This is a genomic window from Lactobacillus sp. M0390 (assembly GCF_016102085.1).
In the GTDB taxonomy this organism is placed as follows: Bacteria; Bacillota; Bacilli; order Lactobacillales; family Lactobacillaceae; genus Lactobacillus; species Lactobacillus apis.
The window spans coordinates 120,631-138,441 of the sequence record NZ_JACFPH010000001.1 but is presented as its reverse complement, the minus strand read 5'-3'; the positions used below and the strand labels follow the sequence as shown (position 1 = coordinate 138,441).

16 protein-coding genes and 1 CRISPR repeat array are annotated in these 17,811 nt (G+C 35.9%); of the genes, 5 read left to right on the top strand and 11 right to left on the bottom strand.

Translation table 11 applies throughout. From position 1 onward, the window contains the following. Window positions 1-96: 96 nt before the first annotated feature. On the top strand, window positions 97-1,473 hold the full coding sequence (gene rlmD, locus H3R25_RS00645) for a 23S rRNA (uracil(1939)-C(5))-methyltransferase RlmD (RefSeq protein WP_198193832.1): 1,377 nt from the start codon (window positions 97-99) through the stop codon (window positions 1,471-1,473). Window positions 1,474-1,755: 282 nt separating this feature from the next. Here the strand turns inward: rlmD and H3R25_RS00640 are convergent, their stop codons facing one another. After that, on the bottom strand, window positions 1,756-2,718 hold the full coding sequence (locus H3R25_RS00640; RefSeq protein WP_370567423.1) for an alpha/beta hydrolase: 963 nt from the start codon (window positions 2,716-2,718) through the stop codon (window positions 1,756-1,758). Between the two features lie 63 nt (window positions 2,719-2,781). Between H3R25_RS00640 and H3R25_RS00635 the strand changes: the two genes are divergently transcribed. Then, window positions 2,782-3,066, top strand: a complete 285-nt coding sequence (locus H3R25_RS00635) for a hypothetical protein (protein ID WP_198193828.1) — start codon at window positions 2,782-2,784, stop codon at window positions 3,064-3,066. A 312-nt stretch (window positions 3,067-3,378) separates the two neighbouring features. On the opposite strand, the gene H3R25_RS00630 is transcribed toward H3R25_RS00635, so the two are convergent. From H3R25_RS00630 to map, 7 genes are all read right to left on the bottom strand, one after another. Then, window positions 3,379-3,567 (bottom strand): hypothetical protein, encoded by a 189-nt coding sequence (locus H3R25_RS00630; protein ID WP_198193826.1) that lies wholly within the window; start codon window positions 3,565-3,567, stop codon window positions 3,379-3,381. Between the two features lie 193 nt (window positions 3,568-3,760). Then, window positions 3,761-4,192: direct repeats of the CRISPR family, unit length 36 nt; unit sequence GTTCTAACCATCATTGATTTAACAACCATCTAAAAC. A gap of 261 nt (window positions 4,193-4,453) precedes the next feature. Continuing rightward, window positions 4,454-5,617 carry a hydroxymethylglutaryl-CoA synthase gene (locus tag H3R25_RS00625; RefSeq protein ID WP_198193824.1) on the bottom strand — a complete coding sequence of 388 codons (1,164 nt, stop codon included), beginning with the start codon at window positions 5,615-5,617 and terminating at the stop codon, window positions 4,454-4,456. Beyond that, window positions 5,617-6,828, bottom strand: coding sequence for a hydroxymethylglutaryl-CoA reductase, degradative (locus tag H3R25_RS00620; RefSeq protein ID WP_198193822.1), 1,212 nt, complete (start codon window positions 6,826-6,828; stop codon window positions 5,617-5,619). Before H3R25_RS00620 ends, H3R25_RS00625 begins: the two co-directional genes overlap by 1 nt. Before the next feature lie 3 nt (window positions 6,829-6,831). Then, window positions 6,832-7,983 carry a thiolase family protein gene (locus H3R25_RS00615; RefSeq protein WP_198193821.1) on the bottom strand — a complete coding sequence of 384 codons (1,152 nt, stop codon included), beginning with the start codon at window positions 7,981-7,983 and terminating at the stop codon, window positions 6,832-6,834. Window positions 7,984-8,119: 136 nt separating this feature from the next. Then, window positions 8,120-9,016, bottom strand: a complete 897-nt coding sequence (gene galU, locus H3R25_RS00610) for a UTP--glucose-1-phosphate uridylyltransferase GalU (RefSeq protein WP_198193818.1) — start codon at window positions 9,014-9,016, stop codon at window positions 8,120-8,122. A 59-nt stretch (window positions 9,017-9,075) separates the two neighbouring features. Then, window positions 9,076-9,999, bottom strand: a complete 924-nt coding sequence (locus H3R25_RS00605; RefSeq protein WP_122034620.1) for a YihY/virulence factor BrkB family protein — start codon at window positions 9,997-9,999, stop codon at window positions 9,076-9,078. 5 nt (window positions 10,000-10,004) lie between these two features. Continuing rightward, window positions 10,005-10,832: a type I methionyl aminopeptidase gene (gene map, locus H3R25_RS00600; protein ID WP_046306396.1), complete on the bottom strand. Its 828-nt coding sequence runs from the start codon at window positions 10,830-10,832 to the stop codon at window positions 10,005-10,007. A 139-nt stretch (window positions 10,833-10,971) separates the two neighbouring features. Here map and H3R25_RS00595 point away from each other — a divergent pair, with 139 nt between their 5' ends. Further along, window positions 10,972-11,418, top strand: coding sequence for a flavodoxin (locus H3R25_RS00595; protein WP_046306393.1), 447 nt, complete (start codon window positions 10,972-10,974; stop codon window positions 11,416-11,418). Further along, entirely contained in the window at window positions 11,411-11,944 is a 534-nt protein-coding gene (locus H3R25_RS00590) for a GtrA family protein (RefSeq protein ID WP_122034618.1), read from the top strand. Before H3R25_RS00595 ends, H3R25_RS00590 begins: the two co-directional genes overlap by 8 nt. A 328-nt stretch (window positions 11,945-12,272) precedes the next feature. Here H3R25_RS00590 and H3R25_RS00585 read toward each other — a convergent pair whose 3' ends face one another. Further along, window positions 12,273-13,856, bottom strand: a complete 1,584-nt coding sequence (locus H3R25_RS00585) for an ABC transporter ATP-binding protein (protein WP_198193816.1) — start codon at window positions 13,854-13,856, stop codon at window positions 12,273-12,275. Window positions 13,857-13,885: 29 nt separating this feature from the next. Then, window positions 13,886-15,028 (bottom strand): non-hydrolyzing UDP-N-acetylglucosamine 2-epimerase, encoded by a 1,143-nt coding sequence (wecB, locus tag H3R25_RS00580; RefSeq protein WP_198193814.1) that lies wholly within the window; start codon window positions 15,026-15,028, stop codon window positions 13,886-13,888. A gap of 412 nt (window positions 15,029-15,440) precedes the next feature. Here wecB and H3R25_RS00575 point away from each other — a divergent pair, with 412 nt between their 5' ends. Further along, on the top strand, window positions 15,441-15,677 hold the full coding sequence (locus tag H3R25_RS00575) for a DUF2188 domain-containing protein (protein ID WP_187157712.1): 237 nt from the start codon (window positions 15,441-15,443) through the stop codon (window positions 15,675-15,677). A 220-nt stretch (window positions 15,678-15,897) separates the two neighbouring features. Here H3R25_RS00575 and H3R25_RS00570 read toward each other — a convergent pair whose 3' ends face one another. Continuing rightward, entirely contained in the window at window positions 15,898-16,803 is a 906-nt protein-coding gene (locus H3R25_RS00570; protein WP_198193812.1) for an NHL repeat-containing protein, read from the bottom strand. Between the last annotated feature and the right edge of the window lie 1,008 nt (window positions 16,804-17,811).

The following is a 17,811-nucleotide window of genomic DNA, read 5'->3' as shown; positions in this document are numbered from 1 at the left end:
ACATGCTAGCAAATTTCTTTCATTCTTGCGAAAAAGTTTTGTTAGGTAGTACAATAAATTGTTAACATTGTAACGTTTTATTGTAGAAAGAAAATTATGTACAAAAATTTTAAGCAAAAAGAAACAAAAGAAAAAGACGTTATCATCACGATTAAACGCTTAGGAATTAATGGTGAAGGTATTGGCTATTATCGCAAGAAAATCATTTTTATTCCAGGCGCACTGCCAAACGAAGTTGTTGTGGCAAAAATTATCAAGGAATATCCGCACTACATTGACGCTGAACTAGTTCGCATTAAGGAAAAAAGTCCAGACCGTGTTCCTTACCCTAAAGGCGTTGATCCAGCAATCGGCGGACTTGAGCTGGCACATTTAAGTTACGAAAAACAGCTTGAATTCAAGCGTGACAATGTTTTGGAAGCATTAAGAAAATATCATCCACGCGGTTACAATAAGTATAAAGTCAAAAAGACAATCCCTGCTCCAAGTGAATGGCACTACCGTAATAAGGCTCAATATCAAATTGAGCAAGATCATGGTCAAACTAAACTCGGTTTGTTTGCTCCAAATTCACATGAACTATACGATTTACCTGTCATGCCAACGCAAAACAAAGCAACGCAAGAGACTGAACGTAAAATAAAGGAGCTGGTTGACAAGTTACACGTAGCAGTTGCCGATCCTTTCAGACATTATGATGGTTTAAAGACAATCGTTGTTCGCCAAGCGGAAGCAACCAAAGAAATTCAAGTAACACTAATAACGGTTGGACACAAAATTAAGAACTTACCCGCTTTAAGTAAGGAAATCATTAACTTGCCTAATGTTGTTAGCGTTTTTCAGAACGAAACTGATTGGCGCAACCCTCAAGTTTGGGGTAATAAGACAGAAAAATTGGCCGGCAAAAATCAAATTATTGATGAAATCCTAGGCAAGAAGTTTGCCCTTTCACCACGAGCATTTTTCCAATTAAACCCAGTTCAAACTGCAACCTTGTATTCTGAGGCACTTAAATTCCTCGACTTAAAACCTGAGGACACTTTAATCGATGCCTATAGCGGCGTCGGTACACTGGGAATTTTAGCAGCAGATCAAGTCAAACAAGTAGTTGGAATTGAAACTATTCCTGAAGCTGTTGAAGACGCTAAACACAATGTTGAGCTTAATCATTTGCGTAATGCAGATTACTTTCAAGGCAGTGTGGAAAAAGTTCTTCCTGAATTGCAGAAAAATGGTGTTCCAATTGATGCCTTAATTGTTGATCCGCCAAGGACCGGACTTGCGAAAAGTCTAATTAAGACCCTATTGAAAATCAAGCCTAAAACTTTTGTTTACATTTCATGTAATCCTTCCACTCTTGCACAAGACTTAATGTTATTGAGTGAAGCATACGATGTTCGCTTAATTGAAAATGTTGATATGTTACCTCAAACACCACGCTGTGAGTGTGTCGTCAAATTAACCTTACGCTAATATAAAAAAGTTGTCGCAAATTGCGGCAACTTTTTTATTTGTGGATGGAGGTATTTTAATGCTTTAGGTGAATAAATAAAGACCAACCTTTATTATTTGATAAACCAATCTCTTTAAGTAAAGATCATTATCCCTTAACTATTAGAAAGCCAACTCATATATGACATATACTTTACTTTAACAATATATAGAATATGGAAATAAATTAGGTTATTTGTTTCCCCTTTCCACAATTTAATCATAGCATTTTATTGCTAGTCCTTACCACCAAAATGCACTTAATTATTTAACATAATCTTTTAAAAAGCTTGCGATACGCTTACGGTATTCCTTCGGATGATCCGAAAATGAATCGGCATGTTTGGAATTTGGTGCAACCCATAGTTGTTTAGGGCCTTTAGTCGCTAAATAATTATGGTATACCATTTTTGTTGGAACAAAAGTATCATGACTACCATGAATAAAGAACATTGGACGATGATTTTTATGTAGTTGTTTAATGCTCGAGGCATCTTTCATAAAGTAACCAACTTTTATTCGATTGATGCCGCTCAAGATTTCTACTAATGGGAACCGTGGAAAAGAAGGCATATTATATAGTGCTTCAGCCTCGTGTTCAATTTCATCTTTAACGCTGGTATAGCCACAATCCTCAATAAAGGCCTTAACCTGCCCAGGAAGTTTTAGTCCACTTGTCATCATAGCTGTCGCTGCGCCCATACTAAGACCATAGACGACAATTTGTTGCTGACTACCTTTACGCTTGAGTACTAAATTAATCCACTTTTTGACGTCATGTTTTTCTGGCCAACCATAGCCGATATATTTTCCTTCACTTTTACCTTGAGCACGTGGATCAAGTGTTAGAGTATTATAGCCCAGTTCGTGGAATAGCGCATCATACTCGCCCATATCTTCCTTAGTGTCCATGTATCCAGGCAGAATAATTACTGTCTTATTAGAACTAGCCGCAGGAATATAGTTTGCGACTAATTTATATTGATTGTCAGCCGACTGCATGTACCATTTTTGTTTATCAGTCTTTTTGAACCACATTTTTTCTTTGTACAGAGGATCCGACTTTTTCAAAGTGTCACTGGATGAGCTTAAAAAGCTTTTTGGTCCTGGTACACAGGCCATTTTAAAGAAATAATAGCCTGCACCGGTAAAAACTATGCAAACTAGCAAAACAATAATTATTAATGAAAGCCATAGCTTTTTATGCTTTAATTGTTTCAAAGATATGTCACCTTTTCTAAAAATAATATCAATAGTATAACACTTTAAAAACGTATAGGAATCATTATTATGAAATTGACTAACTTATTGCAATTAACGAATGATATAGATAGCCAAACCAAACTGTTTTTAACAATTAATCAACAAGTTTATCCCTTGGCAAAATTAAAAATTTCTAGCAAAGAGTGTCTGTTGTATCCAGGAAAACAGGCGATGACCAAGGGTAAAATGATTCATTTAGTAAAAAACATCCATGGCTTTGATATCCCCACATATATGGTCAATCAACAAGAACTCCTTCCAGTATTTGGCATTCAAATATTGCCCGAACAAAATTCAATTAGATTAACTTAGTTTTGATTCAAGGGTAAGCGAGGTCCATCATATCCATGAGCTTATTTTTGTATTTCATAAAAATATGAATAGTTAAAGACAGCAAAAAACAGTTAGTTTCATTCGACTAACTGTTTTTTATTCTTGATTCCTCTAAACAACGAAAATTAAAAAAGCACATTTAAAATGCATAGTTTATTCAAAATAGTTATGCAATAAGCAATTATAAATTAATCCTAACAAAAGCTGATACACTTAGTAAATTCAAAAGTGTTTAGTAACTTTTGTCTTCTCCTAGGCTAGGTAATAACCACTTGTTCTTAGAAAATGAAACTATTTTGAAGGTCCCCACCAATTATGGATTATATCAATTAGGGCTAATAAACCTAAAACGTTCATAATAAAGCCCTTAGTTTGTGCATGTCTAATCTTAGCGTCAACATCTACTTTTTTCTCTTTACCTGATTTTTTCACTTGGAAGTTAGTATCATAAGGTGTGTCTCGCTCTACAGTTACTGGCATATGTAACTCATTTTGTTTTTTGACATATTCAAGTCGCTCACTTGTCGTTAGACTATAGAATTCTTTATCAGTAAGGATGCCTGCTCGTTTAAAGGCTTCTCTTCGATTATTTTTTTATTCTTCCTGCTGGCTATATTACTTTCCACTAATCATTTTTAGTGCCTCTATTCTCAGCCTTCTTTTAATTATGTATTAGTCTCACGTTTTTTATTTAACAACCATCTAAAACATTCTATCTCTAAAGCCAAGTATATTGTTTGTTCTAACCATCATTGATTTAACAACCATCTAAAACTTTCAGCAAAAGATGTCTATATTACGCGAGGTTCTAACCATCATTGATTTAACAACCATCTAAAACGAAAAATCGCTTAACATTCTCTGCGGTTGCGTTCTAACCATCATTGATTTAACAACCATCTAAAACTAAAGTAAATACCGGGTTCGCCAATAGCATGTTCTAACCATCATTGATTTAACAACCATCTAAAACTATTGCCACCGTGTTTGTCCTCACGATTTTGTTCTAACCATCATTGATTTAACAACCATCTAAAACCAGCTTGGTTGTCTGTAATCTAGGTGTTAAGTTCTAACCATCATTGATTTAACAACCATCTAAAACCGATTTTTTATCATCATTTTTTAATGCTGTCTCATCAAAAATAGTTCCGGCAATTATCAAAGTATTTTTCGTCAACTCAACCACCTCGTAATTGCGAAAAACACGCTTTTGAATTAAAAACTAGCTACATTTTTAGTTCAAAAACTTTTAGACTAAAATTAAATCACCTAAATTATAGCACAAGGGTTAATTAGCTTAATGTTTTGGTTTCAGTTTTAATAAAAATGTGCATAAAAAAAGACCCAACTTTAGGGTCTAAATTTATTTTTGCTTGTATTGACGAACGTGATCTTTAGTTCCAGCAAAGTACCAATAACCGGTTTCTTCATCGCTCGCTAATTCAAGGTTATCTTGAGGAAGTTCAAGTGCCTGAGTAAAAATTTGCTCATATTCTGAAACACTGACTTTCTGCCGACGGGCAATCATTTCCTTGTCACCATCAACATCAAGCGCATTTTGATACTCTGCCACGACTTGACCAGCATAAAACTCACCCATTGCACCCGAACCATAAGAAAATAGTCCAACTAACGCTTCTGGAGGCAAATTACCGTTTTCTAGCAAACTCAAAAGACTTAAGTATAGGGACGCAGTATAAATATTACCAATTTCACGGCTGTATTGCGCAGAAGCTGTAAAGTTATTTGCTAATCTTTCTGCAGTTTCTTGTTCCTGCTTTTCAATTGCTAATTGATTTGCCTTAAATCCCATCTTAACAAAAGGTAGATGATAAATTAGTGCAGCAAAATCGGCAGTTTGACAGCCATTTTGCGTTTGGTAATTGGTGAATGTTCGTTTGAAAAAGTCAAGATAGACCTCGGTAGAGTATTTACCATTGACTAGAGCAACAGCAGAATCGTTTGGACGCCAAAAATCATTAATGTCGGCACTGTAGGCGCTGTGACCATTTTTTAAGGCTAAAATTCGTGGTTCAGCCTTAATTAGCATGCTGACACTACCTGCACCTTGCGTCACTTCACCACCAGTGTTTAAACCGTAACGAGCGATATCACTACCGATAACGATTGCACTGTGATGTGGGTGAAGTCGAACATAATCTCGCGCAATCATAATTCCCGCGCTCATCCCAAAACAAGCTTCTTTTATTTCAAAAGTTCGCACTTCAGGTGCAAGCTCTAACGCACTCTTAACAAAAAGTGATGCAGACTTAGACTGATCCACTCCACTTTCCGTTCCAATGACTAACAGACCAACTTGTTCACGGTCGATTTCATCAATATAACGCATAGTTGCGTTAATTCCCATTGAAACAGCATCCTGTGTTTGATCAGCCACGCTCATTTTGCTTTGACCAATTCCAATCAAAAATTTATTAGGATCTTGATTACGCGCATGTGCTAAATCCACCATATCAACGTATTTATTAGGAGTGTAAAAACCAATTCGATCTATTCCAACTTGCATTATTGTCCCTCTCTTATTTGTTTTAAAAACTGCTCCGCAGCTGCTAATGAATACTCTTTTTTGTCAATCATCATTTGCCGTACCTGCTCCTTTTCTCGCAAAGTGGCAGTTAAATTGGCAACAGTATTTTTAGCTTGCAATTTCATGTGTCCCGCTTGAATTCCCGTGGTCGATATTGCTAGCAAAGCAGCTAAATTGTTAGCTAAGCCGACCGCTGCAATCACGTTAGCCAGTTCGCTACTAGTGATATCTTGGCCTAAAAGACGGTAGCTCTGCTTTACATCAGTCCGGGAGTTAATTGAGCCCCCAACCGTACCAATTGCTAATGGAATCGTCAAAGAGCCAATCAACTTGTCATCTTTGACATCCCATTGACTTAGACTACTGTATTTGCCCTTTTCACTGGCCCAAACACCGCAAGCAGCTTCAACGGCTCTGGCATCATTACCAGTTGCTAACAGAACTGCGTCAACACCATTCATGATGCCCTTATTATTAGTGACTGCGCGAAATGGATCGTTTTGCCCAATTTTGCTCAATAAAGCAATTCGTTTAGCCACTTTTAGTCCACCAACTGTGGCAACATCTAATTCAACTTGTGCTTTAGTGAATTGACTGGGGTAATTCGATAAAATTGCAAATAACTTGTCAACAACTCCTGGAAAAATGGCTAACTTGTTAGCCACAAACTCCAAAATTGAATTTACACGGTTAGCGCCCATCGATTCAGCCGGATCGACCAGTACTCTGAGCATTACTAAATCATCTTTTTGTTGTAAATCAATTTGACGAACACCGCCACCGTGTTTAACCAAGCTAGCAAATTGAGAGTTTGCTTGCTCGATTATTATAGGAAAAAGTTGAGAAAGCTCACTTGCATCAAACTTAGTGTCAACTTGTAAAGTGATTTGACCGTAAATTCCAGTACGTTTACTTGCTGCTGCAACATCACCGTTTTTTGCAAAAATGCTAGCCCCATGATTGGCAGCGGCAACGACCGATGGCTCTTCTGTTGCTAGTGGAACAAGATACGACTTACCGTTTACCAGCAAATTCTGCACAACGCCTACCGGAAAACGCAATTGTCCAATAACATTTTCACTTAGGTTATTCAATTCGTGCAAGGTAGTTTCATCAATGTCATCTAATTCTATCCCTTGATTAATCAAATATTCTCGTCTTTTTTCAGGCGTCAATTCATAAAATTTCATTCGTTAAAAGTCCCGAATTAATTCGCAGGCAATGGCCTGACCCCCACCAATACATAGTGTGACTAAAGCTTTGTGCCCATTAACGTGCTTTAATTCATTGATTGCCGTTCCGACCAGTCTAGTTCCAGTTGCGGCTAAGGGGTGCCCCAAAGCAATTGCACCACCGTACATGTTCAACTTTTCACGTGGGATTGCTAAAGCTTGTTCTACTGCCACACATTGAACCGCAAAGGCTTCATTTAGTTCGATTACATCATAGTCTGTAATCGTGCTACCCGTGTTTTTCAGTAGTTTTTGCACTGCATAATACGGAGCAAATCCCATTTCAGCAGGATCATTACCTGATTCGGCAAAAGAACCTAGCTTAGCAAGTGGCTGCAAACCTAATTCTTCTACCTTGTTCGCAGTTGCCAGAATTACGATGCTGGCTCCGTCACTTATAGGCGACGCATTACCAGCTGTTACAGTACCATCTTCCTTAAAAACTGGCTTTAAGGTGCTAAGCTTGGCAACATTTGTATCTTCGCGGATATTTTCGTCGTGCACTAAGTCATTATTTTCATCAAAAACTTCAATTAACTCATCTTTAAAACAATCATTTTGCACTGCTGCCGTAGCCTTTTCATGTGACCAGCTACTGAACTCGTCCATTTCTTGCCGAGAAATTTGATACTTGTCGGCAAGTCGTTCAGCGGTCAATCCCATCGGCATCCCTGAAAATGCATCTGTTAGCCCGTTAGCAAACATTTCATTTTTTAAATTGCTACCAGCTTTATCTTCAGCGATAAAAGCCGCATTAGTCATGCTCTCGGCACCGCCGACTGCAACTAATTCAAAGTCGCCGAGCTCCATTTGTCCTTGAGCCAAGCGCATTGCCTTTAAACTCGAGCCACAAACCTCATTTACTGTCACACTGCTGCTGGTTTCTTTCATTCCAACATTCAGTGCAACTTGCCGAGCCATATTTTGTCCAAGTCCTGCGCTTAGCACGTTACCCATAAACAATGCATCTAGTTTCTGTGGCTCAATATCAATGCTTTCAAGTGCCCCAGTCAGCGCTAATTCGCCAAGTTCAGTTGCATTTTTTTCATTCCACAAACTGCGGTAGCGGCCAAAAGGTGTTCTTTTAGCTGCAACAACATAAATATCTTTCATAAGTTAATCTCCTCACAAAATATTCAAGTTGAATCTTACCTAAAAATCACGCAGAAAAATAGTAATTTGGCCCACGTTAAGAAAAATTTTACACAAAAAAAGAAACCATTAAGATTTGGTTTCTTTAAATTGTTATTTATTTTTTCTTATCTTCAGCCTGCAACTTTTTAGCTAAATCAATAATATATTGACGTAACTGATCCTTAGTTTCAGGATGTTGAAGCCCGTATTCAATTGATGTTTCAAGGTAATTCTCTTTATTACCAACATCATGGCGAACACCTTCAAACACATGTGCAAAAACGCGCTGTGTTTTATTCATTGTATCAATTGCATCAGTTAATTGAATTTCGCCACCCTTATCAGGTTTTTGTTCTTCTAAAATTGCAAAAATTTCAGGAGTAAGCAGATAGCGACCAATAATCGCATAGTCACTTGGCGCTTTGTCAATTTCTGGTTTTTCCACAAATGACTTAACATTAATCAAACCAGGCACAATTTCATTTTCGGGTTCAATAATACCGTATTTTGAAACTTCTTTATGTGGCACTGGCATTACTGCAATAGTCGAAGCATGAGTTTCATTGTAGCGATCAATCAATTGCTTGGTTAATGGCTCTTTGTCCATCATTAAATCATCACCAAGCATTACCACAAACGGTTCATCGCCGACAAAACTGCGTCCACGCGCAATTGCATCACCTAAACCAGCTGGATAAGGCTGTCTAGTGTAGTAAATATTAATTCCTAAATGGGTAATTTCTTGCGATAGTTTAAGTAAGCCAGTCTTACCTTTTTCTTGTAAGTTTTGTTCAAGTTCTGGATTAGAGTCAAAATGATCTTCAATTGTTCGTTTGTTTTTACCAGTAACAATTAAGATATCTTCAATTCCAGAATGTTTTGCTTCTTCAACAATAAATTGAATTGTTGGTTTATCAACAATTGGTAGCATTTCCTTTGGCATTGCTTTAGTGACAGGTAAAAATCTTGTACCCAATCCAGCTGCCGGAATAATTGCTTTCCTTACTTTCATCCCTTGTACGCTTTCTTTATTAATCTAAAAAATAATATAACAGATTAGTGCATCTGATGCTAGTTTTTCCGGTGGCGCTTTCCTTGCACATATTCAGCCAAGTGACCTACCGAATAACTCACTTCACCGTAGTTCATTGTCACAATTGCTGCATTCACACAGGTTCCAACCAAAAACAAAATTGAAGCAATATTGAGCCACAACATAAAAATGATGAAGGTACCAACAATGCCATAGTTTTCCCAGCTAATATGGAAATTATGTAAATAGTAACTAAAGAGCCACGACAATGCCACCCAACCAATTAAAGTTGTAAAAACACCAGGCCAAATGACACGCTTTTTTAATTTTATATTGGGCAAAAAATAATTTAAGTAATACAATGCACCAATTAAAGTAATAATGACCACAGGATAGCGGTAGCTAAAGATTTTTTCAATTTCACCGACTGATAATGAAAAAATTGGACGTAAAAATTCCAATACCTGCTGACCAAAAATAAAAGTCAAAATAAGTAAAGCAAAAATCAATATCATCAAGTTGGTTAAAAAGATGGTAATCGATCTTGTCCAGACAGTAATCTGCCACTTCTGCTTCAGCTCAACTTCACGTACACCGTAAATCCGATTCATGCCAATTCTGATAGCATTTACAAAAGACGAGACCGACCAAAATGCCAGCAAAATACCAAACGAAATATAACCAGTTGAGTTACTTTTTAACAGTGAATCAATGATTGGCATAATAAATTTGGCAATCCGATCAGGAAAAATCAATTTTAGATAGCTAGCAATCGGTTCCGTATTAATGTGAAATAATGGCAAAATGTTTCCGATAATAATGATCAACGGAAAAATTGAGAATAAAACATAGTACGCAATTGAAATTGCACTAGTTAAAACTTCGCCCTGAGTGAACTTGTTAGAAACGGTTTTATAAAATAAAGCAACACGTTGACTGGCTGCGCTCGCTTTTCTACCCATTCAACTTAGTCATCCATTTCGTCAAAGTGTGGCAAATACTTCTCATAACCATCATATGGCTTTTGTAAAGTTAAAATCTTAGGACCATCTTTAGTGATGGCAAAAGTGTGCTCAAATTGTGCAGATTTAGAGCCATCTGGAGTAGCGTAAAAAACCCAATCATCGTTTGGATCAGAAACAGTTTTTTGTTCAATCCGCCAGTCACCCCCGGCTTCAACCATTGGTTCAACCGTAATTGTCATTCCTTCGCGAAGACGTAAACCATGTCCTGCCTTACCCCAATGAGGAACTTCAGGATCTTCGTGAATACTTGGTTGGATACCATGACCAACTAGTTCTTTTACGTCACCATAATGGTGTTCATCTTCAACGAAATGTTGGATAGCAGCACCAATATCACCGATTCGGTTGCCTAAAACAGCCTGATCGATTCCAAGGTACATTGCCTTCTTAGTTGTTTCCATTAAGTCCCGATCTTCAGGAGAAATTTCACCAACTGCATAAGTGGTACATGAATCAGTTTCAAAACCGTTAAGGTTGCAAGTTACATCAACCTTAACCAGATCGCCTTCTTTTAAAATGGTGTCCTTACGTGGGGTTGCATGAGCAATTTGGTCATTGACTGAAATACAAGTACCATATTTGTAGCCCTCAAAACCTTGTTCTGATAAGCGACCACCACGGCTTTTAACAAAGTCTTGGCAGAATTCTTCAATTTTCCAGGTCGTAATTCCTGGCTCAATGACATCGCGCAATCCTTCAAACATTGAAGCCAGTAAACGGCCAGAAGCTTGCATACCTTTAAGTTCACGAACAGATTTAATTGTTATCAAAATTAAACTTCTCCTCTTAGTAAAATGATGTTTATTATCATTATAGCGTTTTTTAAAACTTTACTAAAGAATTTCATCAATACAGTGAAATTATGTATAATGTTATGATGAATAAAAAAGAGGAAAGGTAAGGAGAAGTATGAAAGCTAGAATTGTCTATGCTAGTATGACTGGTAATGATGCCGATATGGCAGATATCTTGGAAGAAGATTTACAAGACTACGGCTTTGATGTGGAAACAAGCGAAGCAGAATTTACCGATGCTAGTGACTATTTGACAAGCGACCTCTGCATCTTCGTCACTTATACTTACGGTGAAGGTAAAATGACTGATGACGTTGCGGACTTTTATGAGCAACTAAAAGAATTGGATTTAAGTGGTAAATACTTCGCCGTGATGGGCAGCGGCGACATGGTCTATGCTGACCATTTTTGCGAAAATGTCTTTGACTTTGAAAAAATGTTTAATCAAGTTGGTGCAAAAGAAGTAACTAAACCAGTTACAATTGAAAATGCACCGGATGATGACGATATCGCTGCTATTGACAATGCCGCAAAGGAAATGGCTGATCAATTAAATGGCTAAAAACACTAACACTAATTCATCCAAGTTTAATTCAACGTCTGATCCAACCATTCATCGCTTGGGACAAAACGTGGTTAAACGGCACCGTAATTTATTTGTTTACATGATTTTCGGTTTTATTGCTGCTCTCATTAACACCGTGGTATTTATGGTTATCCACAAATACATGCATAGCCCCGTATTAATTTCAAATACAATTGCGTTTGTGATTTCAAATTTGGCCTCTTTTGTTTTTAATCAAAAAGCCGTTTTTACAAATAACGTTGATGAAGAGCACTCTACTTGGCAAAAGTTAATCGTCTTTTTCACTTACCGCATTATCAGCTTGATTCCAGACAGCCTCATCATGTTAGTTGGTCTGTCATGGTTAAAAATGAATGCACTATTCGTGAAGATTCTTGATCAAGTTCTGGTTGGTATTTTCAATTACTTGACTACCAGATCTGTTTTCCAAGCAAAAGAAACAACGATGATTGAACGAGCTAAAAAGAAGCTCAAAGAACATCAAGAAAAGCGTCCAAAATAAAAAAATCATGAATTGTTCTAAGCCAAAAACTTGGAAAAAAGTTAATATCATTTCTTTAAGGTCTGAGTCCGATATTCTTTCGGAATCAGGCCTTTTAGTGTCTCTTTAATTCTTTGTTAGAAATATTTAAGTTTTATCCGAACCTGAGAATTTTTCCATTAAGCTATCAAAATTTCAAAACCGAAATCAAAAAAGAGCATCAAGCTACTTGGTAGCCTGATGCTCAATCAAGATATTATAAAGCTGCATTTTACAAAGAGTCATTATAACTATCTAGTTACCATGACAAATTGCAGCTTTTGTTAATTGATTTTTTAAAAAAGAAAAATTATTGCGTTGGAGCTATTTTCACAATATTTGAATAATAAGATAATTCGTCTGCCCTATGTATAACACTTATAATTGTCGTGTTACTTAGGTATTTGTTAATCATTAAGTAAACTTTTTTGATAGCCTTTTCATCTAAACTACTTGTAAATTCGTCAAGTAATAAAATATCCGGTTTAGTAATAATTGCTCGCAAAAACAAAATTTTTTGAACTTCACCGCCGGAGATTTTATTCTTAAAATCTCCTGGTGTCTTATTATTTAAATCATCTCTAGTTTGAATTAAAGTATCTAAGCCAATTTCTTTAACTAGGTTCAAAACTGTTTCAATACTAGCATTTAAATTAGGATAACAGATATTTTTATAAATAGATCTGTTAAATAACGGGGCATCTTGTGCGATGTACATTATTTTGGGTGCACTCTGAAACGGGAAAATTATTTCACCTTTACTCGGTGTATAAAAACCACTCAGAATTTTCAAAAGTGTACTTTTACCAGTGCCGTTTTGCCCTGTTAATGCATTCATTTTATTTTTTTCAAAGGTTAAATTTAGGTGATGAAAAATAGCTTGATCACTTTTATATGAGTAGTCAATATCTCTAATTACCACTTCGTCTGTCTGATTATCAAATTTAACCATATTAGTTTTTTGCTCAGATGACACACCATATTCGAGTTCGGACAATCCTGCTCGAATGCGGTTTAATAATTCCTCTATAGCTAAATACTGTGGGCCAAATCCGGATAAATTCAAAATAGAATATAATAAAATTAGAATGACTGAAAGTGATTGAATTTTATTACTTCCAAATACATGCTGTCCAGCTGCCGCAATTAGACAAGCTAAAACAACTATTATTAATTGTTGTATTATTGCGGCCTGATTTGTAATGCTCTGAACATGTTGATATGACTTTTGCTCATTAGAAAGAATACTGTTCATGTAATTACTTTCATATTCTTCAGAATTACTAGATGAGATCGTTTCAATATTTCGGTAGTAGTCAATCATATACTCGTTTACAACAGATGCACTTTTTAACGAATTAGATATGTTTTTCCTGTTGCACTTCGCCATCCACACAGAAATTGCTAAATAACCAGAAAAGAACACCAAGTATAAAAAACCAAGTAGTTTTTTTTCGATACCTATCATGATGGTATACAGCACAATCATTACAGCCATTTGAATTATGATTTTTAAACTACTTTGTTCCAACTCACGGCAGGCAAAAGAGACGTCCTTAATATAGCTTTGGACTTTACCTACAGGATGCTTTGAAAAATAGCTGAAAGGTTTATTAGTAACTACTTCCCACAGTTCTTGTTTAGAATATTTCCTAACTGCCTGAACAAATGTATTGTTGAAATAATCAATAAACGGTATCGTCATAAGTGAAACTAACAGGGCTATTAAATTACCTAATCTGTTACTTTCACTTTTATTTGTTGAAAATAAATTAGTGATGAAATAAGGTTGCGAAAAATAAAGTATATATCCAAAAAGCACGAAGATAGAGAAATATGCAATTTTGCTAATACCAATTTTTTTAATTACTCGTTTTAAGTATTTCCAAATCATTTTTCTTTATCCAATCGTGGCTTTTCTTTTTATTCAAAATCTTTTGGTCGTTGCCCCTTTTTATCAGAAAAGTAATAAGCAATTGCATCCATAATGCGATCTGAAGCATGACCATCACCATATGGATTCTTCGCATTAGCCATTTTGTCATAGGCACTTTTATCTTCTAATAATTGCAGCATTGCTGCTCGAACATCGTCAACTTGCGTTCCAACCAGTTTCAATGTTCCAGCCTTGACACCCTCTGGTCGTTCAGTAGTGTCACGTAAAACTAACACAGGTTTGTTTAAGGCAGGTGCTTCTTCTTGAACACCACCCGAATCTGTCATAATAAAGTAACTGCGCTTAGCTAAATTATGGAAATCAACCACGTCAAGTGGTGCGATCAAATGAATGCGAGGATCATTGCCTAAAATCTCATGAGCTACTTCTTGTACCTTAGGCGACATGTGAACGGGATAGATGATTTCAACATCATCGTGACTATCCACAACTTCTTTCATCACCTTAAAGACGCGTCTCATCGGTTCGCCCTGGTTTTCCCGTCTGTGCATTGTTACTAAGATCACTCTATGATTTGGCTCAATTAAATCGAGCACCTTGTGATGATAGTCATCTTTGACAGTTTCTTGCAAAGCATCGATTGCAGTATTACCAGTAATAAAAATATTCTCTACTTGATGATGCTCACTAAGCAGATTTTCTTTACTCATCTTAGTTGGTGCAAAGTAAATATCTGCCAAGTCATCTGTCATTTGGCGATTCATTTCTTCAGGGAAAGGCGAATACTTATTCCATGTTCTCAAACCGGCTTCGACGTGACCAATAGGTCGTTGTTGGTAAAAACTGGCCAAACTAGCTGCAAAACTAGTCGTTGTATCACCGTGCACCAAAACGATATCAGGTTGTTCCTTGGTAATCACATCTGCCAATTTAAGCATTACCTTTGAAGTAATTCCTTCGAGCGACTGGTTCTTTTTCATGATATTAAAATCATAATCTGGTTTTATATTAAAAATTTCTAGAACCTGATCTAGCATTTCGCGATGTTGCGCAGTAACGACTGTTACCTCATCAAAACGCTCATCTGCCTTTAGTTTCAGCACCAAAGGAGCCATTTTTATTGCTTCTGGTCTGGTTCCAAAAACCATCATTACTTTTATTTTAGTCATAAGTGCCTCCACATTAATAATATTAATTTCACAAGAAAAACTCAAGTCATTATGCTTTAATAATTAAGAGGAAATAGAAAGCTGGTAAACTAATGAAAAATCACTTCGGACTACTTTTAATCACTGCCTTTTTAATCATCATTGCCTGCTTCTTTCTAGTATTTAGTTTCGATAACCGGCGTACAAAGCAAAAACGGTTATTACTTTTGACTGGCGCAATTATCTTATTTATTATAATCGGCATTTTAACCAAGCTAATCTTAAACAATCCTCTACTTTAATCATTTTTAGAGTAGGGTTTTCGCAAAAGAGTGCTACTCATTTTTTCCTAGTTTTAAATGTGCATCTTTCAACTATTAATTGGTAGCTCGTTGTATAATCACAATATAGAGTAAGAAAAGAGATGAGCAAAATGAGCAAGGAAGAAACCACCAAAAATGTTTGGGTTACAACTCACGGTGACCAATGGGCAGTAAAGATTGCTGGTGAAGCCAAGCCACTTAAAGTCTTTGACCGCAAAGCTGATGCAATGGAATTTGCTAAAGAACGGGCTAAAGAAGAAAAGACTGAGTTAATTAGCCAAAAACGAGATGGTAAAATTAATTTGAAAGATTCTTATGGTCATGATAGTCGTAAATCAAAAGGCTGACTTTAATAGCTGAACTTAAATCAACTTTATAGATGACAGTGACTTCTATATTCTCATTCATTATGGTTACAGCATTAAATAATAGTTGATACTCTCAAAACCTATTTAAGTTAATATTTTAATTAACCAAATAGAACACTTTTTCTTTATTTATATATAACAAAAAAACTGATTTCCAAATCGGAAGTCAGTTTTTTAATACTTAAAATTAGTGGCTACGTTAATTTAATGAGTAAACATATACCGCGCCATCTGACCAGCTTGATACATAAAGTTGATCATTATGAGCACGCACACCTACGCAACCACCAATTTTATCAGCAATAACTTCAGTTGAACCGTCTTTAGCAATTCTTCTGACACAATCACCACCATTGTCAGCGGCAATTATCTCGCCCTTAGCTGTAATGTCGATGCCAACGCCTGGTCTTGCAAAACCTTTTGAAAATACTGAGACTTGTTTATTGGTGTCAATTTTTAGCACACTTCCACCGTAGTTCGTGACAAACAAATTGCCTTGAGAATCTTCCACTACTCCAACAGGAGTCTGCATTTTATTCGAAACAATGGTCTTTTTGCCTTGAGGGTCAATACTTACTATTTCATCACTACCACGGTTAGTAACAAGTAAATTCCCTGCTTTATCAAATGAAATACCTGTTGGCGTACTCAAATTATTAGCAAAAGTAGTCTTTTTACCATTTTTATCTACCTTAAGAATGACATTAGCACTATAGTCAGATACATACAAATTGCCACTCTTGTCGAAAGCTAATCCTGCTGGCGAACTCATGCCAGTTACAAATTTTGACTTTTCACCATTGCTCGATATTTTTGTTACTGAATCTCCACCCCAGTTTGAGACATAAAGGTTATTCTCTTTATCAATTGCCATTGCTGTTGGAGATGAGAAGCCTGTGTATTTTTTAATCAGTTTCAATTTTTGGTCCCCTTTCTTACTACCTTTTTTCGCCTTTTTTACTTTTTTGACCTTTTTGGTCTTCTTTTTCTTACTGTAAACTTTGGTGCTTAGTTCCACGTCACCTGGTCCCATGTCGTTTGTACAAGCAGCTAAACTGCCTAGTAGACCTAATAAGACTGTTATCTTAGCCAAGCGCTTCATCATTTTTAAAAATCTCCTATTATGTTCTTGTAAAGCATCATTGCATAATGAAACTTATTGTTATAAGGATAAATTTAACTATCCCTATTTACACTGCTAACTATTTTGTCATAATCGTATTTAGCATCACCATCAGTCACTTTCTCAAACACTGTTTGAGTTGTAACTCGTATTGGTGGATCTATTTCATTTGTTCGAAAACTGGTGCTCCAGTATCTAAAGCCTCCTATTCTTGTAGATTTTTATAATAGTAGTCTATCTGCTGGAGTTAACTCCATGTCAATTAAATTTTGCATTACAAAAAATCCATGCTTTTTTACAACATGGATTTTTCCATTTATTTAACTTCAACTCGTTTCCAAACAGTGCTTAAGTTTAAGTATTTTACTAAATCACTTATATAGCGCCATTTTGAAATCATCCCGTTTGTCATAGTCAATTGTTACTTTTTGCAACGATGTACGGTGTCTATAAAGATTAATATGCTCTCCACCTACATAATCTATTTGTCCTAGCTTTAATACTAGAACTTGAAGTGGACTAACTATAGCATATTTTCATCATAATTGGCGTAAATATGATAATAATGACCCCCAATTTTTCTATTCTCTATAATCAAAATAAATTGGAAAAACAATTGATAATCACTACTACAATTAACTAGTCAGAACAAAAAATCACCTGTAGAAAAACAGTAAAGGTGATTTATTATTTCCCTACACTATTTGTTTCTTCTAACTCATTATACTCACCAGTAATGACAATATAATCAACTTGAAAGACGTCCAGAATACCAACTATATCAGACAGAAATTTATCATCAATATCAACATGCTTTAATTACACTGATACTAATCGCGGGTCAGCATAAAGAAATCAATAATATACACTAATTTTTCACGTTTTCTAAATACTCATTAGCTGAAAACTATTAACTAACTTATTAACTTGAAGTTTTCAGTAAGATATTCTCTTTGTTTTTTTAGTTCTATTTCTTATTAGTTTTTACAC

Coding starts and splice junctions, on each gene's coding strand:
- H3R25_RS00615 (WP_198193821.1), bottom strand. CDS start 7,983: ATGAAAGATATTTATGTTGTTGCAGCTAAAAGAACACCTTTTGGCCGC.
- wecB (WP_198193814.1), bottom strand. CDS start 15,028: ATGACTAAAATAAAAGTAATGATGGTTTTTGGAACCAGACCAGAAGCA.
- H3R25_RS00635 (WP_198193828.1), top strand. CDS start 2,782: ATGAAATTGACTAACTTATTGCAATTAACGAATGATATAGATAGCCAA.
- rlmD (WP_198193832.1), top strand. CDS start 97: ATGTACAAAAATTTTAAGCAAAAAGAAACAAAAGAAAAAGACGTTATC.
- H3R25_RS00625 (WP_198193824.1), bottom strand. CDS start 5,617: ATGCAAGTTGGAATAGATCGAATTGGTTTTTACACTCCTAATAAATAC.
- galU (WP_198193818.1), bottom strand. CDS start 9,016: ATGAAAGTAAGGAAAGCAATTATTCCGGCAGCTGGATTGGGTACAAGA.
- H3R25_RS00630 (WP_198193826.1), bottom strand. CDS start 3,567: ATGCCAGTAACTGTAGAGCGAGACACACCTTATGATACTAACTTCCAA.
- H3R25_RS00570 (WP_198193812.1), bottom strand. CDS start 16,803: ATGATGAAGCGCTTGGCTAAGATAACAGTCTTATTAGGTCTACTAGGC.
- H3R25_RS00585 (WP_198193816.1), bottom strand. CDS start 13,856: ATGATTTGGAAATACTTAAAACGAGTAATTAAAAAAATTGGTATTAGC.
- H3R25_RS00590 (WP_122034618.1), top strand. CDS start 11,411: ATGGCTAAAAACACTAACACTAATTCATCCAAGTTTAATTCAACGTCT.
- H3R25_RS00620 (WP_198193822.1), bottom strand. CDS start 6,828: ATGAAATTTTATGAATTGACGCCTGAAAAAAGACGAGAATATTTGATT.
- H3R25_RS00605 (WP_122034620.1), bottom strand. CDS start 9,999: ATGGGTAGAAAAGCGAGCGCAGCCAGTCAACGTGTTGCTTTATTTTAT.
- H3R25_RS00575 (WP_187157712.1), top strand. CDS start 15,441: ATGAGCAAGGAAGAAACCACCAAAAATGTTTGGGTTACAACTCACGGT.
- H3R25_RS00595 (WP_046306393.1), top strand. CDS start 10,972: ATGAAAGCTAGAATTGTCTATGCTAGTATGACTGGTAATGATGCCGAT.